The following is a 24,929-nucleotide window of genomic DNA, read 5'->3' on the forward strand; positions in this document are numbered from 1 at the left end:
GGCGGGACCGGCCCCGGAGGCTGCGCCGGGCGGCGGGCGCCGGAGGCGTGGAGACGCATACGCCGCGCCCCGGGCACCACGGGCGGGGAGGTCCCGCGGCGACCCGGGCCGGCTGCCCCGGCCCTGGTGACCCGGGCCGGCCCGGCCGTGGTGACCCGAGCCGACTCGGCGGTGGTGACCCGGGCCGCCCGCCCGTCCCGCCTCCGGTCACCGTTCCAGGAGGCCGGGTGACCACGCGGCCCGGTGACCGGGGTGCCGGGTGAGCGAGAGATCCGGGGGCCGGAAGGGCCTGGTCACCGCGGGGACTGCCGGGGCAGGGGACGCGGCGTCAGTACGCCCCGCCGAGCGACGCCTTGGCGTTGGACGGGTCGTAGGAGCGGTCCGAGATGATGACGTCCTCGGGAATGCCCTCACCGGCGTAGAACTTCTGGGCGGTGGCGAAGGCCAGCGGGCCGAAGCGCGGGTTGGACTCGATGACGGCGTTGAGCTCGCCGTTGGCGAGGGCCTGGACGGCGTTGCGCGTGCCGTCGATGGAGACGACCTTGACGTCCTTGCCCGGTGCCTTGCCGGCGGCCTTGAGCGCCGTCACGGCCCCCAGGGCCATCTCGTCGTTCTCCGCGTAGACGGCGGTGATGTCGGGCTTCGACTGGATGAGCTGCTCCATGACCTGCTGGCCCTTGTCACGGGCGAACTCACCGGTCTGCTGGGCGACGATCTCGATGCCGGGCGCCTCGGCCCCGATCTGGTCGACGAATCCCTTGGTCCGGTCGGTCGTCACGCTGTTGCCGGAGGAGCCGAGGAGGATCGCGACCTTGCCCTTGCCGCCCGTCGCCTTGATCATCGCGTCGGCGGCACGCTTGCCCTGCTCGACGAAGTCCGAGCCGAGGAAGGCCAGGTAGTCCTTGCAGGCCGTCGCGTTCACCTTGCGGTCGATCGTGAGGACCGGCACCTTCTTGGCGGCCGCCGCCTGCAGGGCCGGCTCCAGGCCGTCGGAGTTGAGCGGGGCGACGATCAGGAACTGCGCCCCCTGGGCCAGCATGTCCTGGATGTCACTGATCTGCTTGGAGAGCTGCGACTGCGCGTTGGTGGTGAGCAGCTTCTTCACTCCGAGCTTCGCGGCCTCGTCCTTGATCGACTGGGTCTCGGCGATGCGGAACGGGTTGGCCTCCTTCTCCGACTGGGAGAAGCCGACGACCGCGTTCTTGAGGTCCAGCTTGGGGGCGCCGTAGGCGGTCAGCGAGCAGCCGGATCCGGTGGCCGCGGACGCCGTGGGGGTCTGGACGACCTGCGCGCCCTGGCTGCTGTCTCCGCCGGCCTGGTCGGAGGTCTCGGACTTGGCGCAGCCGCTGAGCGCCAGCGTGGTGGTGGCGGCCACGAGACAGGCGAGGGAGAGCACGCGAGTTCTCTTGGGAAGGGGCATGTCAAGACACTCCTTGGCGGGGGACAGCACCGCCGAGTGGCGTGCGGTCGCGCGGGGATGGGAAACGTTGTCGTCCTGCCCGGGGAAGGACGTGCCTGCCCGGCCGTGACGAGCCCGAACTGCGGAAACGCGGCCTCGATACCCTCGGATGACCGGGCGGCGTCGGCGGCTTTACAACGTTATAACCGCGCCGTGGAGCGCTCGGCAAGGGTTCGGCACGACGTTTCCTGAACGCGCTCTCACGCCCCGGTCCCGCCGCCGGACGGTGGGCCCCGGGCCCGCCCGACGGAAGGGTGCGAGGGGTCTGGACAGGCGCCGGACGGCGTGCTGTCATTCCGCTGCACGCCGATTTCCAACGTTGGAATGACGGTCGGCCATCGCCGTCGGCCGTCCCGTGCCCGCACGGTGTCGTGCTCGGACACCGTCGGTTCCCCGCCACCGCGGACACCCCCGCGGTGGCACCGCACGACCGCCGGACGACCACGGTCCGGCGCGCCGCACCACCCCGCACGCCCCCGTACGGGCCGCACCGGCGCCGCACGAGAACTCCGCACGAGAACTCAGCACGCCGCGCACGACCCCGTACGGGAACTCCGTACAGCACCATCCGACACCCCCGTCCGGCCACCGCACACCACGTCCGCCGCCCGGCACGACTCCCCCGGCCCGCGCACGGCCTCCGCACGGCCTCCGCACGCCCGTCGTACGCCGACCGCGCGGGCGCCTCGGCCCGGGACGGGGCCCCGCCGGCCCGACCGCCCGCCGACACCGACCCGCCCCCTCTTCCCCTCCCCGCCCGCCTCGCGACCCCGCGGCACGGCACGGCGGTTAAGCCGCCATGCCCCCGTCCGGTACGGCTCCGATTCCCCTCCGCCACGAGGAAAGACCGAATGACACCACGACACTCCCGCACCAGACTGTGGGCCCTGCTGACAGCGGCGGCCCTGGTGCTGCCCGGCAGCGCCCTGCTCCCCGCCGCCGCGGCGGCCGAACAGCCCCGCGGCACGAGCGCCTCCCCCGCCGAGAACGCCGCCATCGAGGTGCACGGCCTGAAGGGCGAGTACTACAGCATGTCCGCGCCGGGCGCCCGGGACTTCGCCACGCTCGGCGGCACGTCCCTGGACCCGCAGGTCGACTTCTCCGGCCTGACCGGCACCTTCCAGAACCTCACCGGCCGCTCGGAGCACACCACGGCCCGCTGGACGGGCCGGATCGAGGCGCCCGCCACCGGCGACTACACCTTCTACGGCATCGGCGACAACGGCTTCCGGCTCTTCATCGACGGCGAGCCGGTCATCGACCACTGGGTCCCCGACTGGGACAAGGAGCAGACGAGCGCCGCGATCCGGCTCGCCGCCGGCGAGAAGCACGACTTCCGCCTGGAGATGTTCCAGGACACCGGCGGCGCCAACATGTTCCTGCGCTGGTCGACACCGACGACGGCCAAGGAGCTCGTACCGGAGTCGGCCTTCACCCCGCCCGCCGACTTCGAGGTCTATCCGGTCGACCTGACCGTGGACGGGAGCGGGCGCCGGCTGCGTGCCCGGTTCGAGGGCAGGGTCTCCGGCCTCGCCGCCGTGAAGGAGCACCTCACGGTCGAGGCCGACACCACTCCCATGCCGATCCGCTCGGTCGCGGTCGCCCCGGGCGACCGGAACTCCGTCCTCGTGACGCTCTCCGAGCCGATCCAGAAGGGCCAGCGGGTCAGGGTCGACTACGACGGGAAGGGCGGCCTGAGGAACGGCGGGGAGACCGTCCCGCAGATCGTCCGCTCCGCGAAGAACTCCTCCACCCACCGGCTCACCACCGAGTGGGGCGACCGGCTGGACGAGAGGAATCCGCTCCCCGAGTACCCGCGCCCCCAGCAGGTGCGCGGCAGGTGGAAGAACCTCAACGGCCCCTGGCAGTTCGCCGGCGCCGACGCGGGCGAACAGCCGGTCTTCGGCAAGGACCTGGACGAGAAGATCGTCGTGCCGTTCCCGGTCGAATCGCAGCTCTCCGGCGTCGAACGGCACGAGGACCACATGTTCTACCGCCGCCTCGTCGAGGTGCCGAAGGACTGGAAGGTCGGCACGGGCGGCACCCGGAACCGGCTCAAGCTCAACTTCGGCGCCGTCGACTACCAGGCCCGGGTGTGGGTCAACGGCAAGCAGGTCGCCGAGCACACCGGCGGCTACAACGGCTTCAGCGCCGACGTCACCGACGCGATCAAGGGCACCGGCCCCCAGGAGGTCGTCGTCGCGGTCACCGACACCGGCGGCCGGAACCAGCCCACCGGGAAGCAGTCCACCAACCCGGGCGGCATCTTCTACACCCAGTCGTCGGGCATCTGGCAGACCGTCTGGATGGAACCGGTCGCCCCGGTCTCCATCGACGACGTCGTCACCACCCCCGACATCGACACCGGCAGCCTGGCGGTCACCGTCGCGTCCGACGACGCCACGTCCGGCGCGCGCGTCGAGGCCGTCGCCAGGGACGCCCGCGGCAAGGTCGTCGGCCGGGTCAGCGGCCCGGCCAACACGGAGCTCCGGCTGCCGGTGGCCGGTCAGCGGCTCTGGAGCCCGGACGACCCGTACCTCTACGACCTCGACGTGAAGCTGGTCCAGGGTCGGTCCAGCGACACCGTCGAGAGCTACTTCGGCATGCGGAAGATCTCCGTGGAGAAGGTCGGCGGCTTCCAGAAACTGGTGCTGAACGGCAAGCCGATCTACTCCCTCGCCACCCTCGACCAGGGGTTCTGGCCCGACGGCCTCTACACCCAGCCGAGCGACAAGGCCCTCGCCTTCGACCTGGAGGCGCACAAGAAGCTCGGCTTCAACGCCGTACGCAAGCACATCAAGGTGGAGTCGCCGCGCTGGTTCTACCACGCGGACCGGCTCGGCCTGCTGGTCTGGCAGGACTTCGTCTCGGGCGACCTCACCGACGAGACGGGCCACCGGGCCTTCGTCGACCAGGGCCGCGAGATGATGCGCCAGCACCACAGCTCCCCCTCCGTCATCGGCTGGATCGTCTTCAACGAGGGCTGGGGCGAGTGGGACCGCGAGGAGTCCGGGCGGATCGCCGAGGCCGTGAAGGCTGCCGACCCGTCCCGCGTCGTCAACGCCCACAGCGGGGTCAACTGCTGCAACTCGAAGGGTGATTCGGGCAAGGGCGACATCATCGACCACCACGACTACAACAACACCGACCCGGCCTTCCCCGACGCCCGGCGGGCCGCCATGGACGGCGAGCACGGCGGGTTCACCCTGCGCGCCCCCGGGCACATGTGGCCCGGCGCGCCGACCGTGATCTACAGCGGCGTCGCCGACAAGGAGGCGCTCACCCGCAAGTACGTCGAGAACACGGAGAAGTACTACCTCGAAGCCGCCGGCGCCGAGCTCTCCGGCTCGATCTACACGCAGATCTCCGACCTGGAGAACGAGCTGAACGGCCTGTACACGTACGACCGCAGGGAGATCAAGGTCGATCCGGGGCGGGTCCGCGAGATCAACCGGAAGGTCATCGCGGCCGGCGCGGCGGCGGGCGACCGCGACCGGCTGACGGGCGGCGGGTCGTGGTCCCTCGACGAGGGCACCGGGACGACGGCGCGGGACGCGGGCCCGAACGCCGCGGACCTGAAGCTGTCCGAGGGCACGGCCTGGGCGCCGGGGGTCCGCGGCAGCGCGCTGAGGTTCGACGGCCAGGGCCGGTACGCCGAGACCGCGGGTCCCGTGATCGACACCACCGCCGACTACTCGGTGTCGGCCTGGGCGACGCTGGACTCCCTGCCGGGCAATTACGCGACCGCGGTCAGCCAGGACGGCCGGCGCCAGGAGAACCCCTTCTACCTGCAGTACGGCCAGGGCGCCTTCGCCTTCAGCACGCCCGGCGGGATCCGCGCCCGCTACGCGACCACGCCGGAGACAGGCCGCTGGTACCACCTGGTCGGGGTCCGCGACACCGCGAGGAACGAGATCAGGCTGTACGTCGACGGCGCCCTCGTGGCGACGGCGACCCCCGGCCCCGCCGAGGTCGGCACCGGTCCGCTGTCCGTGGGCCGCGCGAAGTGGGGCGGCGGGAACGTCGACTTCTGGAAGGGCTCGGTGGACGAGGTCCGCGCCTTCGACAAGGCGCTCACCTCCGAGGAGGTGGCCGCCCTCCACTCGCAGCAGAAGCCGTGACCCGCGGGGCGGCGCCGGTCCCGCGCCACCAGTGAGCTGCTCCGCCCGTACGTCCTCGGCCCCTCGGGCCGGGCGTACGGGCGGAGCCGTCTGCGTGCCGGGGGACGTCCGCTCCGTACTTACCGGCCGGTAGGGTACGGGGGTCACCGTCGGCCGCAGCCTCGCCCCCGAAGGAATCCGATGTCACGGTCCACCCGCTCCGCCCTCCTGCTCGCCGGCCTGCTCGCCACGGCGGGGGTCGCCCACTTCGCCCGCCCGAAGCAGTTCGACGCCATCGTGCCGAAGTCCCTGCCGGGAGAACCGCGGACCTGGACCCAGGTCAGCGGGGTGGTGGAACTGGCCCTCGCCGCCGGCCTCGCGGTGCCCGCGACCCGCGGGGCGAGCGCCCGCGCCACGGCCCTGTTCTTCGCCGGGGTCTTCCCAGCCCACGTCAAGATGGCGTACGACTGGCGGGATCGCTCGCCCAAGGCGCGGGCGATCGCCTACGGCCGGCTGCCCCTCCAGGTCCCCCTGATCCTGTGGGCGCGCAGCGTCGGCCGCACCGGGGCCTGACAGCCGAAGGACCACCGCGAGGCCGGCCCGCACCCCGGGCCCACCCCCTCGGCCCGCGCCGGCGAGGACCCTCGCGCTCGGCCCGCGCGGGCGACGGCCCGCGCCCTGGAACTCCCCGGCCGCCGGCGCCGGGGAGCCCCGCGCGCCCGGGCCTCCGCCGGGCCGCTCAGCCCTTGCGTGAACGCAGCAGCGTGCGCAGGGCGTCGTCGAGGTGCCGCCGTTCGTCCTGGTCGAGGTCCGCGACGAGATCCCCCAGGGACTCCACGAGACCGGTGAGCGCGGCGTCGACCACCGCGAGCCCCTCCTCGGTGAGGGTGACGCGGAAGCTGCGCCGGTCCTCGGCGTCCAGCGTGCGCCGGACGAGACCGGCCCCCTCCAGACGGTCGAGCCGCTTCGTCATCCCGGCGCGGGACATCATCAACTCCGCCGACAGCACCGACGGGATCACGCTGTAGGGCGCTCCGCGCCGGCGCAGCGTGGCGAGCACGTCGAAGTCGCCCTTGTTGATCCCGTGGCGCTCCACGGCCCGTTCGCCCACGGGGCCGACGAGGGTCTCGGCGACGAGCGCGATCCGCCCCACGAAGGCCAGCGGGGTCACATCGAGGTCGGGGCGCTCGCGCTTCCAGTCGGCCGCGATCCGGTCGACCACGTCCTCGTCGTCGCGCTCGCCGCGACCCTCGCCGCCGGGTGCGCCCTCGTCTCCGCTCATGCCCCCATCCTATTCACCCGGAGATAGTTAGCGGGAGTACTATCAGCGAGCGAACTAACTGCCGACCCTCCAGGAGGCCGTGGTGCCCACCCCTGCCCGCACGCTGATCCGCGACGTCCGCGTCTACGACGGCGCCCGCGTCCGCGAACGCGCCGACGTGCTCGTCGAGGGCGACCGGATCGCCGTCCCCGACCGCGCACGGCCCGCCGACGTGGAGATCGACGGAACCGGGCGCACGCTGCTCCCCGGACTGATCGACGCCCACACCCACACCTTCGACGGCAGCCTCGCCGCCGCCCTGCGTCACGGCGTCACGACGGAACTGGACATGTTCTGCCTGCCCGCGAACCTCCGCCGCCAGCGGGCCCTGGCCGCCTCGCGCGACGACGTTGCCGACCTGCGCAGCTCCGGGGTCCTCGCCACCGCCCCCGGCGGGCACCCCGCCCCGCTCATGTCCCTCATGGCCGACGGGTTCGGCGACGCCGTCGGCCCGTTCGACACCGTCTCCCGCCCCGAGGACGCACCCGCCTTCGTCGCCGCCCGCGTCCGCGAGGGCAGCGACTACCTCAAGATCGTCATCGACGACGGGGAGACGGCCGGAAGCCGCCTCCCCGTCCTGGGGGCCGCCACCGCGGCGGCCCTCGTGGCGGCGGCCCGCGACGCGGGGCTGCGGACCATCGCCCACGCCGCCACGGCCGCCGAGGCCGCGACGGCGCTCACCGCCGGGGTCGACGGCCTCGCGCACGCCTGGTGGGCCGAGGGATCCGGCGCGCCTCCCACCCGGGAGCTGGCCGAACAGGCAGCCGAGCAGGGCGCGTTCGTCGTCAGCACCCTCTCCTACGCCGAGGCCTCCGGCGCCGGGCGACCCGACCGCGGCGCGTACGCCACCGAGGTCGTCGCGGCCCTCGCGACGGCCGGAGCGACCGTGCTCGCCGGTACCGACGCGACACCCTTCGCCCCCCTCCACGGCGAGGGCATGCACCGCGAACTCGAACTCCTGACGACGGCCGGCCTCACTCCCGTCCAGGCCCTGCACGCCGCCACGGCCGCCCCCGCCCGGCACTTCGGGCTCCGCGACCGCGGCCGGATCGCCCCGGGCCTGCGGGCCGACCTCCTCCTCGTCGAGGGGGACCCCACCCGGGACGTCACGGCCGTCCGCGCCATCGCCGAGGTCTGGCGGCGCGGGGTGCGCCAGGCCCGCTGACACCCCCGGCGACGACGGACGCGCTACGCGCGCCTCCCGACGCCCGACGCACCTCCGGCGTCTGCCGTCTGCCGTCTGACGTCAGACCGCAGACCGCAGACCGCGTGCCCCTCCCGCCTCGCCTCCCCTCCCTCCCTTCTCCTCTCCCTCCTTGACGAACGTGAGTGAACCCATGTCGGAACAGCACGCTCCACCCCCACGCCCGCCCCGCGTCCTGCGCGTCCTGCGGGCCACCGCGGCGGCGCAGGCCGCGGTCCTCCTCGTCCAGGCCGTGTCGGCGGGCCTGCTCCTGGCCTCCGTTCCCGTCGGCCGCTCGGCGCACGGCACCATGGCGGGAGCCGTCGTCTTGGCAGTGGCGCTGCACCTCGCGGCAGCCGTCGCCGCCCGGCGCCGGGGCGCCGTCGCGACGCGCACGGTCCTCCAGGCCGCGCCGCTGCCGCTGTTCACCCTCGCGCAGGCCGCGCTCGGCTTCGCCCACGTCCGCGAGCTCCACGTCCCGCTCGGGGTCCTCATGTTCGGCGTCTCCGTCATGACGCTCATGCGGATACGCGCCCTGCCCCCGCTGCACGCCCGGCCACCGTCACCGGTCGCGGCACGGAACGCGGGTGCGGCCGCATGACCCTCCCCCGGCGCACCCTGCTGCGGATCCTCGGCGGATCCGCACTCGCCCTGCCCGTCCTCGGCGGCGCGGCCTCCTGGGCCGGCCGCCGTGTCGACACCTGGGGCCGGGTGGCGTTCGACCGGCCGCTCCGCACCCCGCCCCTCGCCCCTTCCCGTACCGACGCGCGGGGACGGCGCGTCTTCGACCTCACGATCGCCGCGGGCCGCACCGAGTTCACGCCGGGCCGCCCCTCCCGCACCTGGGGGATCAACGGCGCCCACCTCGGTCCCACGCTGCGCGCCGCGCGCGGCGAGACGGTACGGATCAACGCCGCCAACACCCTGGACGAGGCCACCTCGCTGCACTGGCACGGGATGCACCTGCCGCCCTCCATGGACGGCGGACCGCACCAGACGATCCGGCCGGGCTCCACCTGGTCGCCCTCCTGGACGGTGCGCCAACAGGCGGCCACCCTCTGGTACCACCCGCACCCCCACGGCCGTACCGCACAGCACGTCTACCGCGGCCTGGCCGGCATGTTCCTGATCGACGACGACGCGGCGCCGCCGGAACTGCCCCACCGATACGGGATCGACGACATCCCCCTGATCGTGCAGGACCGCCGGCTCCCGGACGGCGTGCTCGATCCCGACGAGCCGATGGCCGGGACGACCGGATTCCTCGGCGACCGGATCCTCGTCAACGGCACGCTCGGCCCCTACCTCGACGTGACGACCCGGCGCGTCCGGCTCCGCCTGCTCAACGGCTCCACCGCGCGCGTCTTCCGCTTCCACCTCGCCGACCGGCGCGGCTTCGACCTGGTCGCCACCGACGGCGGGCTGCTCGCCGCACCCCACCGCACCGACCACGTCCAGCTCGCCCCGGGAGAACGTGCCGAGATCGTCGTCGCCCTCACACCGGGCGAACGCGTCGTCCTGCGCAGCTCCGATCCCGACACCGGCGCGGGATTCGTCCAGCGCGACGGCGGCGCGGACCGCTTCGACGTGCTCCAGCTGCGGGCGGCCGACATCCTGATCCCCTCCGCGCGCCTTCCCGCACGGCTCGCGGACGTACCGCGCATCCCGGCCCACGAGGCGGGCCGGCGGCGGGTCTTCGAACTGGCCGAGCACACGATCAACGGACGGCGGATGTCGCCGGAACGCGTCGATCTCACCGTCCTCAGGGACACCACCGAGGTCTGGGAGGTCCGGAGCGGTGACGGAACGCTCCACAGCTTCCACGTGCACGACGTGCAGTTCCAGGTGCTCACCGTCGACGGCCGGACACCCCCGGCGCACCTGGCCGGGTGGAAGGACACCGTCCTCCTGCCGCCGGGCACCACGATGCGGCTCGTCATGCGGTTCGCCGACTACGCGGATCCGACCGTGCCGTACATGTACCACTGCCACATGCTGTACCACGAAGACCAGGGAATGATGGGCCAGTTCATGGTCCTGGACCCGGGGCAGACCCCCGCCGCGCCTGTCGCGCCTGTCGCCCCGCACACGGGTCGCCACTGACCGCTCTCCCCTCCGGCACCCTCGTGTCCCGCGGAGCGGAACGGCTCCGCGGGACACGGGTCGCCGGGCGCGGCATCGGCGTTTCGGCCACGCCCGGGTCCGGGCCCGAGGCAGACCGGGCAAGGGTCGGTGTAGCCGGAACGAACGTGCTTTCGCCGGGAGTCGGGGTGCGCAGCCCGTCCAAAAGTCATGTGTTCGAGACGGAGGGGGTCGTCGTTGAGCCCGGTGAACCCCCACGCACCCTCCCGGAGGCCGCCGTGTACCCCCTTCCGAATCCCCGGACCGTTCTTCCTCCCGCCGCCGATCCCGTGCCCCTCCTGCCCTCGTCCGGGCCGGTGCGACCCCGTCGTACCGCTCGGGTCTCCCGCACGGCCCGACCGGGCGGGCGGTGGTGGGGATGACCGACGGCAAGGTCGACGCCCCCGCCTCGGCGGACGGCCCCTCCCCCTCCGAGGAGTTGCTCTTCGGGGGCGAACTCACCTACGAGTTCGGCTGGGGCAGCCACGACGGCGCCTGGCTGAGGCTCGGTCTGCGGCAGATGGCCGCGGCACTCCCCCGGCAGGTCGCGGTCGCGATCCGACTCGCCCGGGAGGCCGACCAGAGGGCGTTCGCCACGGTCGCCGTCTGCGAGGTCGCCCGCGGCGTCACCCAGGCCGTGTCCCTGATCGCGGTCAACTCCCTGCTCGTGGAACTGCTCGCGTCGGGCGACATCACCGGAAGGCTCCGCGCGGCGCTTCCGTCGCTCGCGCTGGTCGCCCTCCTCGCGGTGCTCGGCTCGGCCTTCCAGTCCGCATCGGCCGCCGCCATCGGCATCCTGGAGCCGAAGGCCCAGCGGGTGGCGACCGAACGCTATCTCGGGCTGGTGGCCCGGGTGGAGCTGGAGGCCATCGAGGACGACGCCTTCCACAAGCTGATGGACTCCGCGCAGTGGGGCGCCGACTCGGCCCGGCGGATGGTCGGTTACTGCACCGCCGTGGTGACCTCCGCGATCTCCCTGACCGCGGCCGCGGGCGTCCTCGCGGTGCTGCACTGGGCGCTCCTGCCGCTGCTGGTGTGCATGGCGCTCCCCAGCGCGTGGGGTTCGCTCACCATGGCCCGGCACCGGTACGTCAGCTGGCACCGCTTCGTCCAGCACGTCCGGGCCGCCAAACTGATCAGCCAGCTCCTGATCGACCAGCGGGCGGCGGCCGAGATCCGGGTGCACGACGTGGCTCCCTTCCTCCTCACCCACTTCCGGGAGATGGCGCGGACGAGCGAACGCGAGCAGACGCGGCTCGCGTGGACCGGGGCGCGGACGCACGTCCTGGCGGACTCGGCCCGCGGCGTCGCGACCGTCGCCACCTACGGCGTCCTCGGACTGCTGCTGTGGCACGGCCGCATGGACCTCGCGGTGGCCGGGACCGCGGTCCTGGCGATCCGCACCGGCTCCGCCGGCATCACCGACCTCGTCCTGCGGGTCACGGACGTCCAGGAGGAGGCGCTGTTCGTCGCCGACCTGGAGACGCTGTGCACGGAGGCCGTCCGGCGCGCCATTCCCACCGGCGGTCGCGACCTTCCCGAGCAGGTGGACGAGATCCGGTTCGAGGGCGTCACCTTCACCTATCCCGGCAAGGACAGGCCCTCGCTCACCGAGGTCGACCTGTGCATCCCCCGGGGCCGGACCGTGGCCCTGGTCGGGAGCAACGGCGCCGGGAAGTCGACCCTGATCAGCCTGCTCAGCGGGGCCCGGCTGCCCGACAGCGGACGGGTCCTGTGGGGCGGGGTGAGCACCGCGGAGGCCGACCGGGCGCAGGTCTTCGCGCGCGTGGCGATGGTCGCCCAGGACTTCTTCCGGTGGCCGTTCACCGCCCGTGTCAACATCGGCATCGGGCGGACGTCGGCCCCCATGGACGACGCGGCCGTCGCACCGGCCGCCGTGTACTCGGGGGCGGACGCGGTCGTCACGGGACTCCCGCGCCGCTGGGACTCGCTCCTCGCCCGCGGCTACAAGGGCGGGCAGGAGATCTCCGGAGGCCAGTGGCAGAAGTTCGGGCTGGCCAGGGCCCGGCACCGCGACGGCGCGGTCCTGATCGTCGACGAGCCCACCAGCGCCCTGGACGCGGCCGCCGAGCAGCGGGTCTTCGACCAGATCCACCAGCTGTCCGACCAGGGCCAGACGACCGTCCTGATCACCCACCGCCTGGCGAGCGCACGCCACGCCGACATGATCTACGTCCTCGACGAGGGCCGGGTCGTCGAGCGCGGCACCTTCGCCGAACTCATGGACCCGGCCACCGGGACGGGGACGTTCAGGGAGGCGTACGAGTTGCAGGCCCGCCAGTTCGAACGCCCCACGACACCGCCCCGCCCCGCACACCCCACGAACCCCCCGGGCGTCCCGGGCGCCCGTGAGGAAGCCGAGGAGACCACACCATGACCGGCCTTCCCGACGCTCGCCGCGGCAGCGACCGCTCCTCCGCCGTGCACCGTGCCGCCCCGGGTGTGCGGATCGCCCGCCGAACACATCAGCGGACCGGGGGCGGGACGCACCGGTCCGCGGGGACTCCCACCCGCCTGGCAGACACGCGCCCTAGGCCGAGGGGCATCCGGGTAAGTATGATCAAGCGATGTCCGACATGACAGAGACCACGCCCGGCTGGCTGAGCACCGACGAGCTGAACGCGGCTCGGGCCCAGATGCCGATCCTGTACGTCGAGGCCGTGCCCGTGCGCGTGGACGAGAGCGGCGAAGTCACCAGCATCGGTCTGCTCCTGCGGATCGGAGCGGACGGCACCATCAGCCGCACCCTGGTCTCGGGCCGGGTCATGCACCACGAGCGCGTCCGGGACGCCCTCCTGCGCCACCTGGAGAAGGACCTCGGGCCCGTGGCCCTGCCGCGCGTCCCCCCGTCGCTGCAGCCCTTCACGGTCGCCGAGTACTTCCCGACCGCGGGGGTCACGCCGTACCACGACCCCCGTCAGCACGCGGTCTCGCTGGCGTACATCGTGCCCGTGAGCGGGGACTGCCGGCCGCGGCAGGACGCCCTGGACCTCGTCTGGTTCAGCCCCCAGGAGGCCGCCTCCCCGGCCGTGCAGAACGAGATGCCGGACGGCCGCGGGGCGCTGTTGAAGCAGGCCATCGCGCATGTGGGACACGCCTACTGAGCCCCGGACCGACGAAGAGCGACGTCGCGCCGCCGCTGCCCGGACCGGGCGGCGGCGCGGCCGTGTCGTGGCCCGTCTCAGTCGAGACAGAACTCGTTGCCCTCGATGTCCTGCATCACGATGCAGGACTCGTTCTCGCCGTCGGCGAGCATCGTGCGCAGATGGACGGCGCCGAGCGCGATCAGGCGGGCGCACTCGGCCTCCAGCGTGGCCAGCCGCTCGTCGCCCACGAGTCCGAGACCGGCCCGTACGTCGATGTGCACCCGGTTCTTGACGATCTTCCCCTCGGGAACGCGCTGGAAGAGCAGACGGGGGCCCACACCCGAGGGGTCGCTGCAGGCGAAGTAGACGACCTGCTCCTCGGGCGGCAGGGAGTGGTGGTACTCCTCCCACGTGTCGAACCCGGTCGGGACCGGCGGCACGACGTACCCCAGCGCCTCGCACCAGAAGGCGGCGAGACGCGCGGGTTCCGCGCAGTCGATGGTCACTTGAATCTGCCTGATCGTTGACATCGGCGCACCCTAACAGGACTCCTTGCGGGCCAGGAGCTGGATCTCGTTGAACTGCCTGCGGTCCGTGGCACGTGGTGCGATCGTCGTCCGGGTCAGTTCCGTCAGGCCGTGCTCCCGCAGGAGGGCGGCGAGTCGGTCGGGGTTCCAGCGGTAGGCCGTGGCCACCGTGTGGTCGTAGCTCTGCGTCTCGTGCTCGGGGCCGTCCGTGGCCGGGAAGTCGACCAGCAGATGCCCGCCCGGGGCCAGGACCCGGGAGAACTCCGCGAGGACGGGCGGAAGTTCGTGCGGCGGCAGGTGGATGACGGACCAGCGCGAGAGGACACCGGCCAGTGCGCCGTCGGCGACGGCGAGCGCCCCCATCGAACCGATCTCGAAACGCAGTTCCGGGTGGGCCGCGCGTGCCAGTCCGATCATCTCCGGCGAGGCGTCGACGCCGAACGCCCGCAGACCCAGGCCGTGCAGGTGCGCGGTGACGTAGCCCGGCCCGCAGCCGAGGTCCGCGACCTCGCCGTCGCCGTTCGTGCGCACCAGTTCCGCGAAGGCGCCCAGGAGGGCGCGCTCCACGGCACGGTCGCGGAGGGAGTCGTGGAACTGCTCCGCGTAGACGGCGGCGACGGCGTCGTAGGCGTCACGGGTCGGGCCCAGGCTGGTGAGTTCGGTCATCCGGAGACCGTAGCGGGAGGCGCGGCCCGTCCGGTCGGCGGCCCCCGGTCGTCACACCCGGGTCGCGAGCGGGACCATGATCTGCTTCAGCCAGGTACCGGCCGCGAAGTCGCGGGCCCTGACCACCACGCGGTCGCGGTGGCGGCGAGCGACCGCGGTGCCGACCGCCGCGCACTCGGCTCGTACCCGCGCGGCGTGATGTCGCCGGCCACCGCGAGACCCGAACTCCCGGGACCGGACCTCGCCCAGGAGGTCGAGCGGCGGACGCCGCAGCGCGGATGCGCGGCGAGAATCCCGCCACCCGGGCCTCCGATCCCCGTCATCCGCCCCGGCGTTGCCGACCGCAGGCAACCTGGCGGCCGTCCTCCGCATCCTCCGGGGGCGAGAGAGGGAGCCGGGGAGGGCGAAGCGGCCGCAACGGGCGGGGCGCTCGTGCGACGTGGGTGCGCGGCGCGCCGTGTGCCTCCCGGTCCCCACGAAGTCCGACCGTGAGGAAGACCGTTGTGATACGTGCTACACGCGGCGTGGCAGCCGCCGCGGCGTTACTCGCCTTCGCCTCGGTGGCGTCCGGGGCGGCGTACGCGCAGCCCTCGCCGCCCGCAGGCCCGCCGTCCCCCGGAGCGCCCCCGGCCGCGCCGGGCGGCCTGCCCGGCGGTTCCGGGCTGCCCGAGGGGTGGCGGCTGACCGGTGCCGGGGCGAACCGGCAGCTGGTGTGGACGTCCCCCGAGCCCGTCCCCATGGGTGACTCCCGCCTCGCCTTCCACGCCGGGAACCGCTTCCTGGGGCACCCGGTCGCCGACCGGGACGGGCGCTCCTTCCGGCTGCCCCTCGGCGACACCCGGCTCACGGAGTCCACCGGGCTGCGGGTCACGGCCGCCGGGCGCCGCCTCGACGCGGCCGGGCCCGGCCGCTCCGCGCGCCTCGCTCCCCCGGCCCGGGCCGCGGCGCCGGGCGCGCCGCTTCCCGCGAACGGGGTGGACCCCGGTGCTCCGGGCCGCTACCGGACCGTCACCGGCGCGTACGACCTGAAGTCCGTGCGGCTGCCCGGGTTCCCCGAGCCCGTCGAGATGCGCGCCACGGTCGTCGGCCCCGCGGGGGCGCCCGGGAAGCGGCCCGTCGCGCTGTTCCTCCACGGCCGCCACGCCACGTGCTACATCCCGGGGACGGAGGAGGTGACCGGCGACTGGCCCTGCGCGGCAGGATCGAAGCCGATCCCCAGCCACCAGGGGTACCTGCGGGCCCAACGGCTGCTGGCCTCCCAGGGCTACGTGACCCTGTCCATATCCGCCAACGGCATCAACGGGCAGGACTTCCGCGCCGAGGACGGCGGCGCGCAGGCCCGCTCGTCGCTGATACGCCGACACCTGGCGCAGTGGGCCGACTGGTCCGCCGACCGCGCCTCCGCCCCCGCGGCCGTACGGGGCACCTCCGCCGCCGACCTGTCCCGGGTCCTGCTCGTGGGCCACTCCCGGGGCGGCGAGGGCGTCAACCGGGCCGCCGTCGACAGCCTCACCCCGCCGCCCGCCGACCAGGACGGCCACCGGGGCCCCGTCCGGTGGAAGATCCTGGGCACCGTGCCGATCGGACCCACGATCTTCGGCAACAACCCGGCGGCGGACGTGCCCTCCATGACCGTCCTGCCGGGCTGCGACGGCGACGTCTCCGACCTCCAGGGACAGAACTTCGTGGACGGCACCCGCGGGGTGAGCCGGGGCGCGGCGCTGCACAGCGCGGTCTACATGGTCGGCGCCAACCACAACTTCTTCAACAGCGAGTGGACCCCGGGCCAGGCGCAGGCGCCGGCCTCCGACGACTTCTGGTCCGACGAGCAGCCCGATCCCGTCTGCTCGCCCGGCACGAGGACCCGTCTCACCGCCGCGGAGCAGCAGACCGCCGGCGCCTCCTACATCGCCGCGGCCGCCCGCCTGTTCGTCGCGGGCGACGACCGGGCCCGTCCGCTCCTCGACGGCACCGGCCGCCGGATGCCCTCAGCCGGCCCGGTACGCGCCCTCACACACGCCGTCGGCGCGCACCGTACGCCGGCCTTCGTGCCCGGCTCCTCGGCGCTCACCGTCTCCGGCAGCGGCGGCAGGCTGTGCGCCCAGGTCGCGCCCGACTCCGACCGTGCCTGTCTGGCCGGCGACGCAGGCGGTTCCTCACCGCACTTCGCGTACTGGGATGCGGTCCCCGAACCGGGCCGTGACGCCGTGGCCCTGACGTGGTCGCGTCCCGGAACCCCGGTCGCGGTCCGCTCCGCGCGGCCGGTCTCCCTCACCGGTTCCTCCTTCCTGGCGCTCCGGGTGATCGTCCCGCCCAACACCGCGGGGACCGAGCTGGACGTCGCCGTGACCGACGCCTCGGGGCGCCGGGCGCAGCTGGGCCGTGTCCGGGTGGACGGGCTGCCGGGCAGCGAGCGGACCACCTCGTACTGGGCGCGCGAGGTGCGCGTACCGCTGTCCGCCGCCACCCGGTCAGGTCTCGACCTGAAGCGGGTCGCCGCCCTCGAACTGACTCCGCGCGGGGCCTCCGGCCGCGCGTGGCTGATGGACGCCTGGGGCTGGCGCCCCGGGACTCCGGCGGTCCGTCCCGCCCCGGCGGCGCGGGTGGACGTGGGGCGCCTGACGGTCGCGGAGGGCGACTCGGGGGTCCGCACCTACCGGGTGCCGGTGCGCGTGTCCGGCCGGGGCGGTGGCCAGGTCCGGCTGTTCGTCGCCGATCCCGCCTCGGGCGAGCAGACCTCCCGCGTGGTGACGGTGCGCCCGGGGCGGCAGGACATCGTCGTCCCGGTGCGGGTACGGGGCAACGACCGCTTCGGCCGGGACGTGACGCACGACGCCTTCGTCAAGGCGGTGCGCGGCACCGTGGTCGGGGCGCACCGCGGCGGGGTGACCGTGCGGAACGACGACCCCATGCCGACGGTGGGGGTGACGCCGGTCGCCGACGACGTCGCGGAGGGCGCCCCGCTGGTGTGGCGGGTGACGCTGTCGGCCCCGGCCGACGCCGAGATCGGCGGGCACGTCGAGTTCCTTCCGCCGGCCGACGGTACCGAGCTGTCCACGGCGGACCTCGACCCGACCTGGCTGCGGGAGCAGCTCGGCCAGCTGCCGAGCCCGCCGGTCCCCCTGTCGGGGATCGCGTTCGGCGGGCTGAACCTGCCGGTGTCCGTTCCGGTCGGCGCGACGACCGCCGAGGTGAGGCTGCCGACGGCGCGGGACGGCTTGAGCGAGCCGGTCGAGTCGCTGCGGGCCCGGCTGACCACCTACGACGCGGGCTGGGAGCCCGTCCCGGGGCCCGAGTTCACGGGGCGGGTGCGGGACGCGTCGTAGGCGGCGCGCCGACCCCCGCCGAGGCGGCGGGGCCGACGGCCTTCGTCTTCTCGCGGGGGCGGTGGACCAGGAGTGACGCAGGCGGGCACCGGTCCCTCGCGGGGCCGGTGCCCGCTTGTCGTCGGGTACGCCCGGTTGTCGTCGTGTGCTGCCGGACTGTCTTCGTGTGCTGGCCGCCTGTCGTCGTGTGCTGCCCGACTGTCTTCGTGTGCTGGCCGCCTGTCGTCGTGTACGGCCCCCGGAACGCTCGGCGCACCGGCCCGCCTCGCGGGGCGGTGGAGCAGAGGTGACGACCGGCGGACACGGGCTCTCACCGCGGGCGGTGCCCGCCTGACGTGGCGTCCGGCGCACCGCGGCGCTCGGCCGGTCCCGCCGTCGGCCGTCGGGGTCCCTCGCAGGTCGGGGCGGGGGCTACGGCAGGATGAGGAACATGACGGGCGGACGGGAACGACGGATGGAGCGGCTGCGGCGGGCCGGGTTGGAGATCGTCGGCGAAGGCCGGGTGGAGGAGGTCATGAGGCCGTGGGCCGCCTGGCGCCCGGTCATCTCGATCGAGGCGACGCCGGCCGTGGCCGTCCCCTACGACTCCCCCGAGCTCGTCGCCGAGCTCAACCGTCAGTGGCACCGGCTGGCGGTCGAGCACGGAGTGGTCGGGGCGCACGGCGCGTTCCTCGTCGACGTCGCCGAAGGGTCGTCCGGCGACGGACCGCGGCGCTGGACGCGGGTCCGGCTCACCGAACACTGGGACCTCGCCGGAGTCCTCGGCGAGCGGCCGGGGCGGCCCGAGTTCGTGACGCTCTCCACCGACGGCGACGCCCTGGTCGGGGCGACCTGCGAGGAGCACGACGTCTGGCTCGTCGCACTGGACGGTCTCGTCGCGCAGCGGGAGGCGAGCGCCCGCGCCGAGGCCACGGAGACCGCGGAGCAGCGCGAGGCCGCCTGGGAGCGGCTGTTCCGGGGACCCGGGCCCGCCGTGAAGGCGCGCGAGGAATGGGCGCACGGCCTCGTGCGCAACCCGGCCGTCTCCGACGAACTCCGCGCGGACCTGCTGGGGCTGACGCACCACCTCCTGTGGCGCCCCCTCCCGGCGCCGGTGGTCGAGGCCGCGATCGCGCACCCGGACTGGAAGGTCCGCGGGCTGCTGGCCGAGGTCCAGCCCGACCTCACCGCGGAGCAGTGGACGCGGCTGGTCCTCGCCGAGGAGGACGACCGGCAGCGCTGGATCCTCACCCTGCTCGCCGCGGACCGGCGCGTCGAGCTCACCGCCCCCGCGTACGCACGACTCGCCGGGGACCCGTCCGCGAAGGTGCGGGAGGAGGCGGCCCGGCTGACGGGTCTGCCCGCGCACCTGCTAGGGGTGCTGGCGGGCGATGCCGACCCCGCGGTCCGCGCCTCGGCGTGCGACGGGGCTGCCTGGTCCGGACTGCCGGCCGCGGTCCGGCTCGCCCTGGTCGACGACCCCGACGCCGCGGTCCGCCGTGCGGCGCTGCTCCGGCACCACCGGGACCACCCGCTGTCCCGGTCGGTCCACGAGTCGGCGGGGCTCGGCCCGGGCGCGGTGGAGCACTGCCTGCTCGCGCGCGACTTCGCGGAGCATCTGGCCCGTCACTCCGATCCCGGCCGGCGCCGTGCCCTCGCGGGCAACCCGTGGCTGGACGGCGACCTGCTCGCCGTCCTCGCCCGTGATCCCGACGAAGGCGTACGGTCGGTGGTCGCCACGCGTCCCGATCTCACCGAGGAGCAGCGGGCGGGCATCGCCGTCGACTTCGACCCCCGCACGCGGAGCAACACGCTCGACTGGGTGCAGGCGCTGCACGAGGACCCGGACGCCATGCGGCGCCTGGCCGCGTCCACGCATCCGCTCGTCCGCCGGAGCGTCGCGCGGGCCCGACGGCTGCCCCCGGACGTGGTCGCGTCGCTGGCGCACGACGAGGACCGCGTCGTGCAGCTCTTCCTCGCCGAGTCGTGCGAGGACGCGCCCGCCGAGATGCTGCTGCGGGTGTGGCAGTGGTGGAACGGCAGCCTCAGCGCTCCGGGCCGCCCCCGCAGCCACCCGAACTTCCCGCGCCGTGACCTGCTCCGGTACGCCGACGATCCGAACCCTCGGATGCGGCAACTGGCCCTCGACGACCCGGAGTCGACGGCGGAGCTCGTGGACCGCCTCAGCCGGGACCCGAACGAGGAGGTCCGGTTCCGGGCCGCCACGGACGCCCGGCTGTCGGCCGCGTCGGCGGTGTGGCTCCTCGACGACCCGCACGAGCACGTGCGACACGCCGCCGCCAGGCATCCGGCGCTGCCCGCCCGGACCCTGGTCCCGCTGCTCCGGAGCAGCGACACGGCGGCCGAGGCGGCCCGGAACCCGGGACTGCCCGAGCCGGTCGCCGCGCGGATGGTCGCGACACTGCGCCGGCAGCGGGAGGAGACCACGGCCTAGCCGGGACCCGGTCCGGTCGCCGGCCCCCGCCACCGGGGCGGCCTCCGGGCGGACCTCCGGGCCGGCCGGGCCGCCGGCCCCTGGGCGGCGTCGATCCGCGAATCCGTACGCCCCATCGGAGTGATCACTCGTTCGTGAGTTTCCGCCCGACCCCGCCCGCGCTCCCGGGACGCTGGTACCGGCGGCGCGTGACCGGCGTCGCCTCATCGCCGTGTCGCCATGTCGGTACGTCGGGGAGTCGGCATGTCGCGGGGTCGGCACAACGCCGTGTCGACACCTCGATGTGCCGCCGTGCCGCCGTACCGGCCACTGCTGAGGGGGAGTCGCCATGACACGAGACACCGGGCACCGCGGGAGTCCCGGGGAGCAGGCGGTGCTCCTGGCCGCGGGACTGGCCGACATCGCCGCGGGCGCGCTGGGGTCCGCGCTCGGAGCCGTCCGCGGGCTCGCCCGGCGTTCGGACGCCGCGGAGCTCGTCGCGGAGGCCGAGCGGGACCTCACGGCACGCGGCCGGCTCGTCCTGGACCGCTACGCGTCCGCGCCCCCGGCGCACCTGGAGGTGCTCGCCCGGCACGCCCTGGTCCGGCGGGCGGCCGAGAGTGACTGAGGGCTGGGATCCGGGCGCGTTCAGGGCGCGTGTGGACGCGGTCCTGCACCGGTTCGTCGCCGACGAGGCCGACCTGCTGGCGGCGGTCGATCCGGCGCTCGGCCCGGTGGCCGGTGAGGTCGAGGCGTCGGTCGCGGTCGGCAAGAGGCTCCGGGCGGCCTTCTGTTACTGGGGCTGGCGGGCCGCGGGTCAGCCCGACAGCGACGCGCTGGTGCGGGCGGCGGCCTCGATGGAGCTGGTGCACGCGGCCGCCGTGGTGCACGACGACCTCATCGACGACAGTCCGCTGCGACACGGGCGGCCGACGGCGCACACGGCCCTCCGGGAGACCGTGCGGCACCACCCGCGGCCCGTCGACGCCGCCCGGTCGCTCGCGATGCTCGTCGGCGACCTCCTCGTGTCGCTCGCCGGTCAGCTGTTCGCCACGAGCGGCCTGCCCGCCGCCTACCTCGGCAGGGCCCGTCCGCTGTGGGCCGCGCTGGCCCGGGACCTGATCGCCGGGGAGTGCCTGGAGATCCTGCACACCGGCGCCGCCCCCGACACGACGGCCTCGCTCAAGGTGGTGCGCTACAAGACGGCCAAGTACACCGTCGAGCAGCCCCTCCTGATCGGCGGCCTGCTGGCCGGGGCGGGTGACCGGCTGCGCGCGGGGTACAGCGCGTACGGGCTGCCGCTGGGCGAGGCCTTCCAGCTGAGGGACGACCTGCTGGGGCTGTTCGGCGACGCGCGGCACACGGGCAAGGCCAACGCCGACGACGTGCGCGGCCACCGGCCCACCGCGCTCCTCGCCGAGACGTGGCGCGTCGCCGAACGGCCCGAGCGGGAGCGGCTGCGCGCCCTGCTGGGCCGGCAGGACCTCGACGAGGAGGGACTCGAGTCCGTACGCGCCGTGATGCGGCGCCTCAAGGCACCCGAGCGGGTCGAGAGCATGATCGCCGCCCGGGTCGAGGAGGCCCTCGGCGCCCTCGACGAGCTGGCCGTACCGGCGCCCGCGACCCGCGCCCTGACCGCCCTGGCCCGTGCGGCCGCGGTCCGCGCCTCCTGACCAGGGTCGGAACCCACGCACACGAAGGACTCCACCGTGCTCCACACCGAGACCTCGATGAACGCCCTCCGGGAGAGCGGCGACGCACTCGCCGACGCCACTGTCGCCACCCTCTTCGAGCGCGGCGAGACGGGCACCTTCAACACCCTCATGCGGTTCTTCTCCACCGCCGGATCGCCCGTTCCGGAGGGGCTGCCCGATGTCGCCAGGGAGTACCTTGAGGCGACGCAGGCCCCGCCCTCCTGGGTGGACTGGGACGAGATGGAACGGGCGCGGCTGTTCTTCGTCGACAACAACGTGCACATCGCCACGGCGTTGTCGTTCGCGTCCATGCCCGCCTGCTACCTCGTCCCCCGGGTGGCGAAGCTGCTGTCGGCGACCCACGGCCTCGACTACCCGTCGACCCGGATGGCGGCGACCGGACAGTTCACGGTCTACCTGATGCGGCCCGACGCCTTCGAGGCCGGCAGCCGCTTCATCCCGGCCGCGCAGAAGGTCCGGCTGCTGCACGCGTCCATTCGCCACCACCTCAGGCGCGAGGACCGCTGGGACACGGGGACGCTGGGGGTGCCGATCTGTCAGGAGGACATGATCGGCGGGCAGATGTTCTTCTCGCTGCTCGTCCTCGACAGTCTGCACCGGCTCGGCATCCACCTGACGGAGGAGGGGGCCGACGCGTACTTCTACGCCTGGCGCGTGGTCGGCGCGATGCTCGGGGTCGACCAGGAGGCCGTGCCCACGTCCCTGGCGGACGCGCGCCGCTTCCTCGACCTGTACATGGTGCGGTACATGGGGCCGTCGCCGGAAGGGGCCCGGCTGACGCGGCAGTTGATCGACCTCTACGAGGAGGTCGTTCCCGGGACGCTGCTCGACCCGGTGGTGTCGGCGCTCGTGCGGTACCTGATCGGTGACACGAGCGCCGACTGGCTGGAGGTCCCGCGCACGCCCTGGGACACCGCCGTCAAGGCGGTGCCCCGGCTGCTGGGCGTCCTGGAGACCATCGAGGACCGTTCACCGCTCGGCGCCTGGGCCCTGGACCGGCTCGGGCACCTCACCACGGTCTTCGAACTGTCCTCGCTCACCCGGGGCCGCGTCATGCACTACGCGATCCCCGAACAGCTGAGGAAGGAGTACGGCGTCCCCGACGGCCCGCCCCGCGCCCGCCGCTGGACCCCGCCGTCCGCCACGTTCACCGGGTGAGGCCCGGAGTACCGGCGGGACGGAGCCGGCCCCGTCGGGCCCGGACCGGGCGTCGGCCGGGCGGGGCGCCGGCCGCGCGGGGGTCAGCCGAGCACGGCGGCCCGTGCCAGCCGGGCCGCCCGCTGAACGCGGTAGGCCGCGAGGTCGTCCGCGACCTCCGCCGCGACCTGCTTCTGGTAGGCCGTCTCCAGGGCGGCACCGAGGCCGACCAGGTTGACCTTCTGCTTGCAGGCGACGTCGCGGACGGCCGCGGCGACGGCGGCGGGCCCGCCGGGGTCGTCGCCGAAGTCGTACACCGCCGTCACCTCGTAGGGGTCCGTGATGCCGGGGTATCCGTGGCGGGCCATGCAGCGCGACCAGAGCGCGAAGACGCGCCGCATCCGCGGATCGGCCTTGGCGCGGGCGTGGGCCTCGGAGGACAGCATGAACGGGAAGGGCGAGTCGATGCTCGTGCGGATGGGCAGGTACAGCGTCCGGTAGCCCTCGCCCGCGCAGCCGTGGACCGGCACGCTCAGGCCTCCGACCGTGATCCCGGTGTTCGTCTCCCGCGCCTCCTCCTCGGAGAGGGGGCCCGTCGTCGGGGGCGGGTCGCTCGGCCGGTGGCCGTACAGCGCGGTGTGGCCGTCGTCGGTGAGCGGCGGCGCCTCCGGACGCGGCGGACGCGGTACGCCGCCGGTCCGGTCGTAGCCGTGCGCCGCCGCGAACACCGGGTCCGCGAAGCCGAAGAGGTAGCGGTGGGGATCGTCGGGCCCGGTGACCGGCGCGGGATCCGGGTGGACGTACGGGATGCCGTACCGCGCCATGCACCGGGTGGTCAGCCGGTTCTGGGCGACTGCGGACGCACGCCACTCCGCCGTCGTGTCGGTCACGCTGTCCAAGGGCAGCCTGATGTCGACGGTGGCCGGATTGACGAGGACGCGGCCGAGGGCGGGTAGGGCGCCCCGGCGGCGTGGCACCCGGGGGTCGTGTGCGGACGGCGCGTCCTGGGACGCGCGGACTGACGGCGCGACCGGTGCCGTCCGCGGCGGCTGTGCCGGCCGGGCCGGCCCCGCCTCCCGCGCCGCGGGTGCAGGCTGCGGGTTCTGGGCGGCTGACGCGGAGCCGGCCGTGGTCGGCAGCCCGGCGAGCAGCACGGAGGCCACTAAGCCGGCGGCGGCCGCCGTCCGGCGGTTTCGGATGACATGCATGGTTCTGGCCCGCTCCCTGTTCGTGGAGGTCCGATCTGTCGCGCCCGGCAGGGAGTCTGCGGACGCAGCGAACGAGCGGGCAAGGTCATACGGGACGAATCGCCGGGCTGTGACAGAACGGACTCATTTCCGGTCAGGCGCCCGCCAGGTCGGGCAGTACGGGGACGAACCCGTCCCAGCGGGCGATCTCGCAGCCGTCGGACCGGGAGAAGACGGCGTCGACCGGTCGGCCCGCCCAGGTGCCCGTGACACGGGCCGTGGCGGGCCCTCCGTACTGCATCGTGCAGAGCGAGTCCGGCGGCACCGGCGCGAAGGGATCCGTGCCCCAGGTGGTGAGGTCGTCGAGCCGGTCGCAGGCCGCCTGCGCCGCGGAGTGCGTCCCGCCCGCCGGGTGGCAGGTCAGGTGGACGGTGCCGTCGGCGGCCGGGGTGCCGCTGTGCGTCACCGACAGGGTCAGACGGTCGGCGGAGGCCGGGGCGCCCGGGTCGGCGGCGGCCGTCGGGGCGGTGGTGGCGGAGGCGGAGAGGGCGGCGAGGGCGAGCGCGAGGGCGAGGGCAGGGCCTGTGAAACGCGGCAAGGAAGGCTCCGGGTGACGGAGGTCGGCGGGTCGGGTGCGACCCGGGGGCCGGTCCCGGGCCGACCGGGC

The 24,929-nt window shown here is 74.3% G+C and carries 18 protein-coding genes; 12 read left to right on the forward strand and 6 right to left on the reverse strand.

The window, feature by feature from the left end:
* Positions 1-328: 328 nt before the first annotated feature.
* Positions 329-1,420 (reverse strand): ABC transporter substrate-binding protein, encoded by a 1,092-nt coding sequence (locus ACF09E_RS01160; protein WP_392203238.1) that lies wholly within the window; start codon positions 1,418-1,420, stop codon positions 329-331.
* 890 nt (positions 1,421-2,310) lie between these two features.
* Between ACF09E_RS01160 and ACF09E_RS01165 the strand changes: the two genes are divergently transcribed.
* Both ACF09E_RS01165 and ACF09E_RS01170 read left to right on the forward strand, forming a co-directional pair.
* The gene (locus tag ACF09E_RS01165) at positions 2,311-5,580 is read left to right on the forward strand and encodes a LamG-like jellyroll fold domain-containing protein (protein WP_392203239.1); all 3,270 of its coding nucleotides are present in this window, start codon (positions 2,311-2,313) and stop codon (positions 5,578-5,580) included.
* Positions 5,581-5,760: 180 nt separating this feature from the next.
* Positions 5,761-6,132: a DoxX family protein gene (locus ACF09E_RS01170; RefSeq protein WP_392203240.1), complete on the forward strand. Its 372-nt coding sequence runs from the start codon at positions 5,761-5,763 to the stop codon at positions 6,130-6,132.
* A 166-nt stretch (positions 6,133-6,298) separates the two neighbouring features.
* On the opposite strand, the gene ACF09E_RS01175 is transcribed toward ACF09E_RS01170, so the two are convergent.
* Positions 6,299-6,841, reverse strand: a complete 543-nt coding sequence (locus ACF09E_RS01175; RefSeq protein ID WP_392203241.1) for a MarR family winged helix-turn-helix transcriptional regulator — start codon at positions 6,839-6,841, stop codon at positions 6,299-6,301.
* An 82-nt stretch (positions 6,842-6,923) separates the two neighbouring features.
* Here ACF09E_RS01175 and ACF09E_RS01180 point away from each other — a divergent pair, with 82 nt between their 5' ends.
* The 5 genes from ACF09E_RS01180 to ACF09E_RS01200 all read left to right on the forward strand — a co-directional run bounded on the left by ACF09E_RS01180 (position 6,924) and on the right by ACF09E_RS01200 (position 13,309).
* Positions 6,924-8,045, forward strand: coding sequence for an amidohydrolase family protein (locus tag ACF09E_RS01180; protein ID WP_392203242.1), 1,122 nt, complete (start codon positions 6,924-6,926; stop codon positions 8,043-8,045).
* Positions 8,046-8,217: 172 nt separating this feature from the next.
* Positions 8,218-8,664, forward strand: a complete 447-nt coding sequence (locus tag ACF09E_RS01185) for a hypothetical protein (protein WP_392203243.1) — start codon at positions 8,218-8,220, stop codon at positions 8,662-8,664.
* On the forward strand, positions 8,661-10,166 hold the full coding sequence (locus tag ACF09E_RS01190) for a multicopper oxidase family protein (RefSeq protein WP_392203244.1): 1,506 nt from the start codon (positions 8,661-8,663) through the stop codon (positions 10,164-10,166). The genes ACF09E_RS01185 and ACF09E_RS01190 overlap by 4 nt, the downstream gene beginning before the upstream one ends.
* 397 nt (positions 10,167-10,563) lie before the next feature.
* A complete protein-coding gene (locus tag ACF09E_RS01195; RefSeq protein WP_392203245.1) occupies positions 10,564-12,582 on the forward strand; it encodes an ATP-binding cassette domain-containing protein in 2,019 nt (672 codons plus the stop codon).
* 199 nt (positions 12,583-12,781) lie between these two features.
* Positions 12,782-13,309 carry an NUDIX hydrolase family protein gene (locus tag ACF09E_RS01200; RefSeq protein ID WP_361858437.1) on the forward strand — a complete coding sequence of 176 codons (528 nt, stop codon included), beginning with the start codon at positions 12,782-12,784 and terminating at the stop codon, positions 13,307-13,309.
* A gap of 77 nt (positions 13,310-13,386) precedes the next feature.
* On the opposite strand, the gene ACF09E_RS01205 is transcribed toward ACF09E_RS01200, so the two are convergent.
* Together ACF09E_RS01205 and ACF09E_RS01210 are read right to left on the reverse strand one after the other, a co-directional pair.
* Positions 13,387-13,821: a VOC family protein gene (locus ACF09E_RS01205; protein WP_392203246.1), complete on the reverse strand. Its 435-nt coding sequence runs from the start codon at positions 13,819-13,821 to the stop codon at positions 13,387-13,389.
* Between the two features lie 9 nt (positions 13,822-13,830).
* Complete coding sequence (locus ACF09E_RS01210) at positions 13,831-14,484, reverse strand: class I SAM-dependent DNA methyltransferase (RefSeq protein ID WP_392203247.1); 654 nt, start codon at positions 14,482-14,484, stop codon at positions 13,831-13,833.
* A 503-nt stretch (positions 14,485-14,987) separates the two neighbouring features.
* Between ACF09E_RS01210 and ACF09E_RS01215 the strand changes: the two genes are divergently transcribed.
* The 5 genes from ACF09E_RS01215 to ACF09E_RS01235 all read left to right on the forward strand — a co-directional run bounded on the left by ACF09E_RS01215 (position 14,988) and on the right by ACF09E_RS01235 (position 23,096).
* Positions 14,988-17,810, forward strand: coding sequence for an alpha/beta hydrolase family protein (locus ACF09E_RS01215; RefSeq protein ID WP_392203248.1), 2,823 nt, complete (start codon positions 14,988-14,990; stop codon positions 17,808-17,810).
* A 430-nt stretch (positions 17,811-18,240) separates the two neighbouring features.
* On the forward strand, positions 18,241-20,244 hold the full coding sequence (locus ACF09E_RS01220; RefSeq protein ID WP_392203249.1) for a HEAT repeat domain-containing protein: 2,004 nt from the start codon (positions 18,241-18,243) through the stop codon (positions 20,242-20,244).
* Between the two features lie 328 nt (positions 20,245-20,572).
* Entirely contained in the window at positions 20,573-20,851 is a 279-nt protein-coding gene (locus ACF09E_RS01225) for a polyprenyl synthetase (protein ID WP_392203250.1), read from the forward strand.
* A 31-nt stretch (positions 20,852-20,882) separates the two neighbouring features.
* Entirely contained in the window at positions 20,883-21,896 is a 1,014-nt protein-coding gene (locus ACF09E_RS01230; protein WP_392203251.1) for a polyprenyl synthetase family protein, read from the forward strand.
* A gap of 36 nt (positions 21,897-21,932) precedes the next feature.
* Positions 21,933-23,096 carry an oxygenase MpaB family protein gene (locus ACF09E_RS01235; protein ID WP_392203252.1) on the forward strand — a complete coding sequence of 388 codons (1,164 nt, stop codon included), beginning with the start codon at positions 21,933-21,935 and terminating at the stop codon, positions 23,094-23,096.
* A gap of 83 nt (positions 23,097-23,179) precedes the next feature.
* Here ACF09E_RS01235 and ACF09E_RS01240 read toward each other — a convergent pair whose 3' ends face one another.
* Positions 23,180-23,965: a hypothetical protein gene (locus ACF09E_RS01240; protein ID WP_392203253.1), complete on the reverse strand. Its 786-nt coding sequence runs from the start codon at positions 23,963-23,965 to the stop codon at positions 23,180-23,182.
* Positions 23,966-24,416: 451 nt separating this feature from the next.
* Complete coding sequence (locus ACF09E_RS01245; protein WP_392203254.1) at positions 24,417-24,860, reverse strand: SSI family serine proteinase inhibitor; 444 nt, start codon at positions 24,858-24,860, stop codon at positions 24,417-24,419.
* Positions 24,861-24,929 lie beyond the last annotated feature (69 nt).

This window comes from Streptomyces sp. NPDC014891, from assembly GCF_043081085.1.
Classification (GTDB): Bacteria; Actinomycetota; Actinomycetes; order Streptomycetales; family Streptomycetaceae; genus Streptomyces.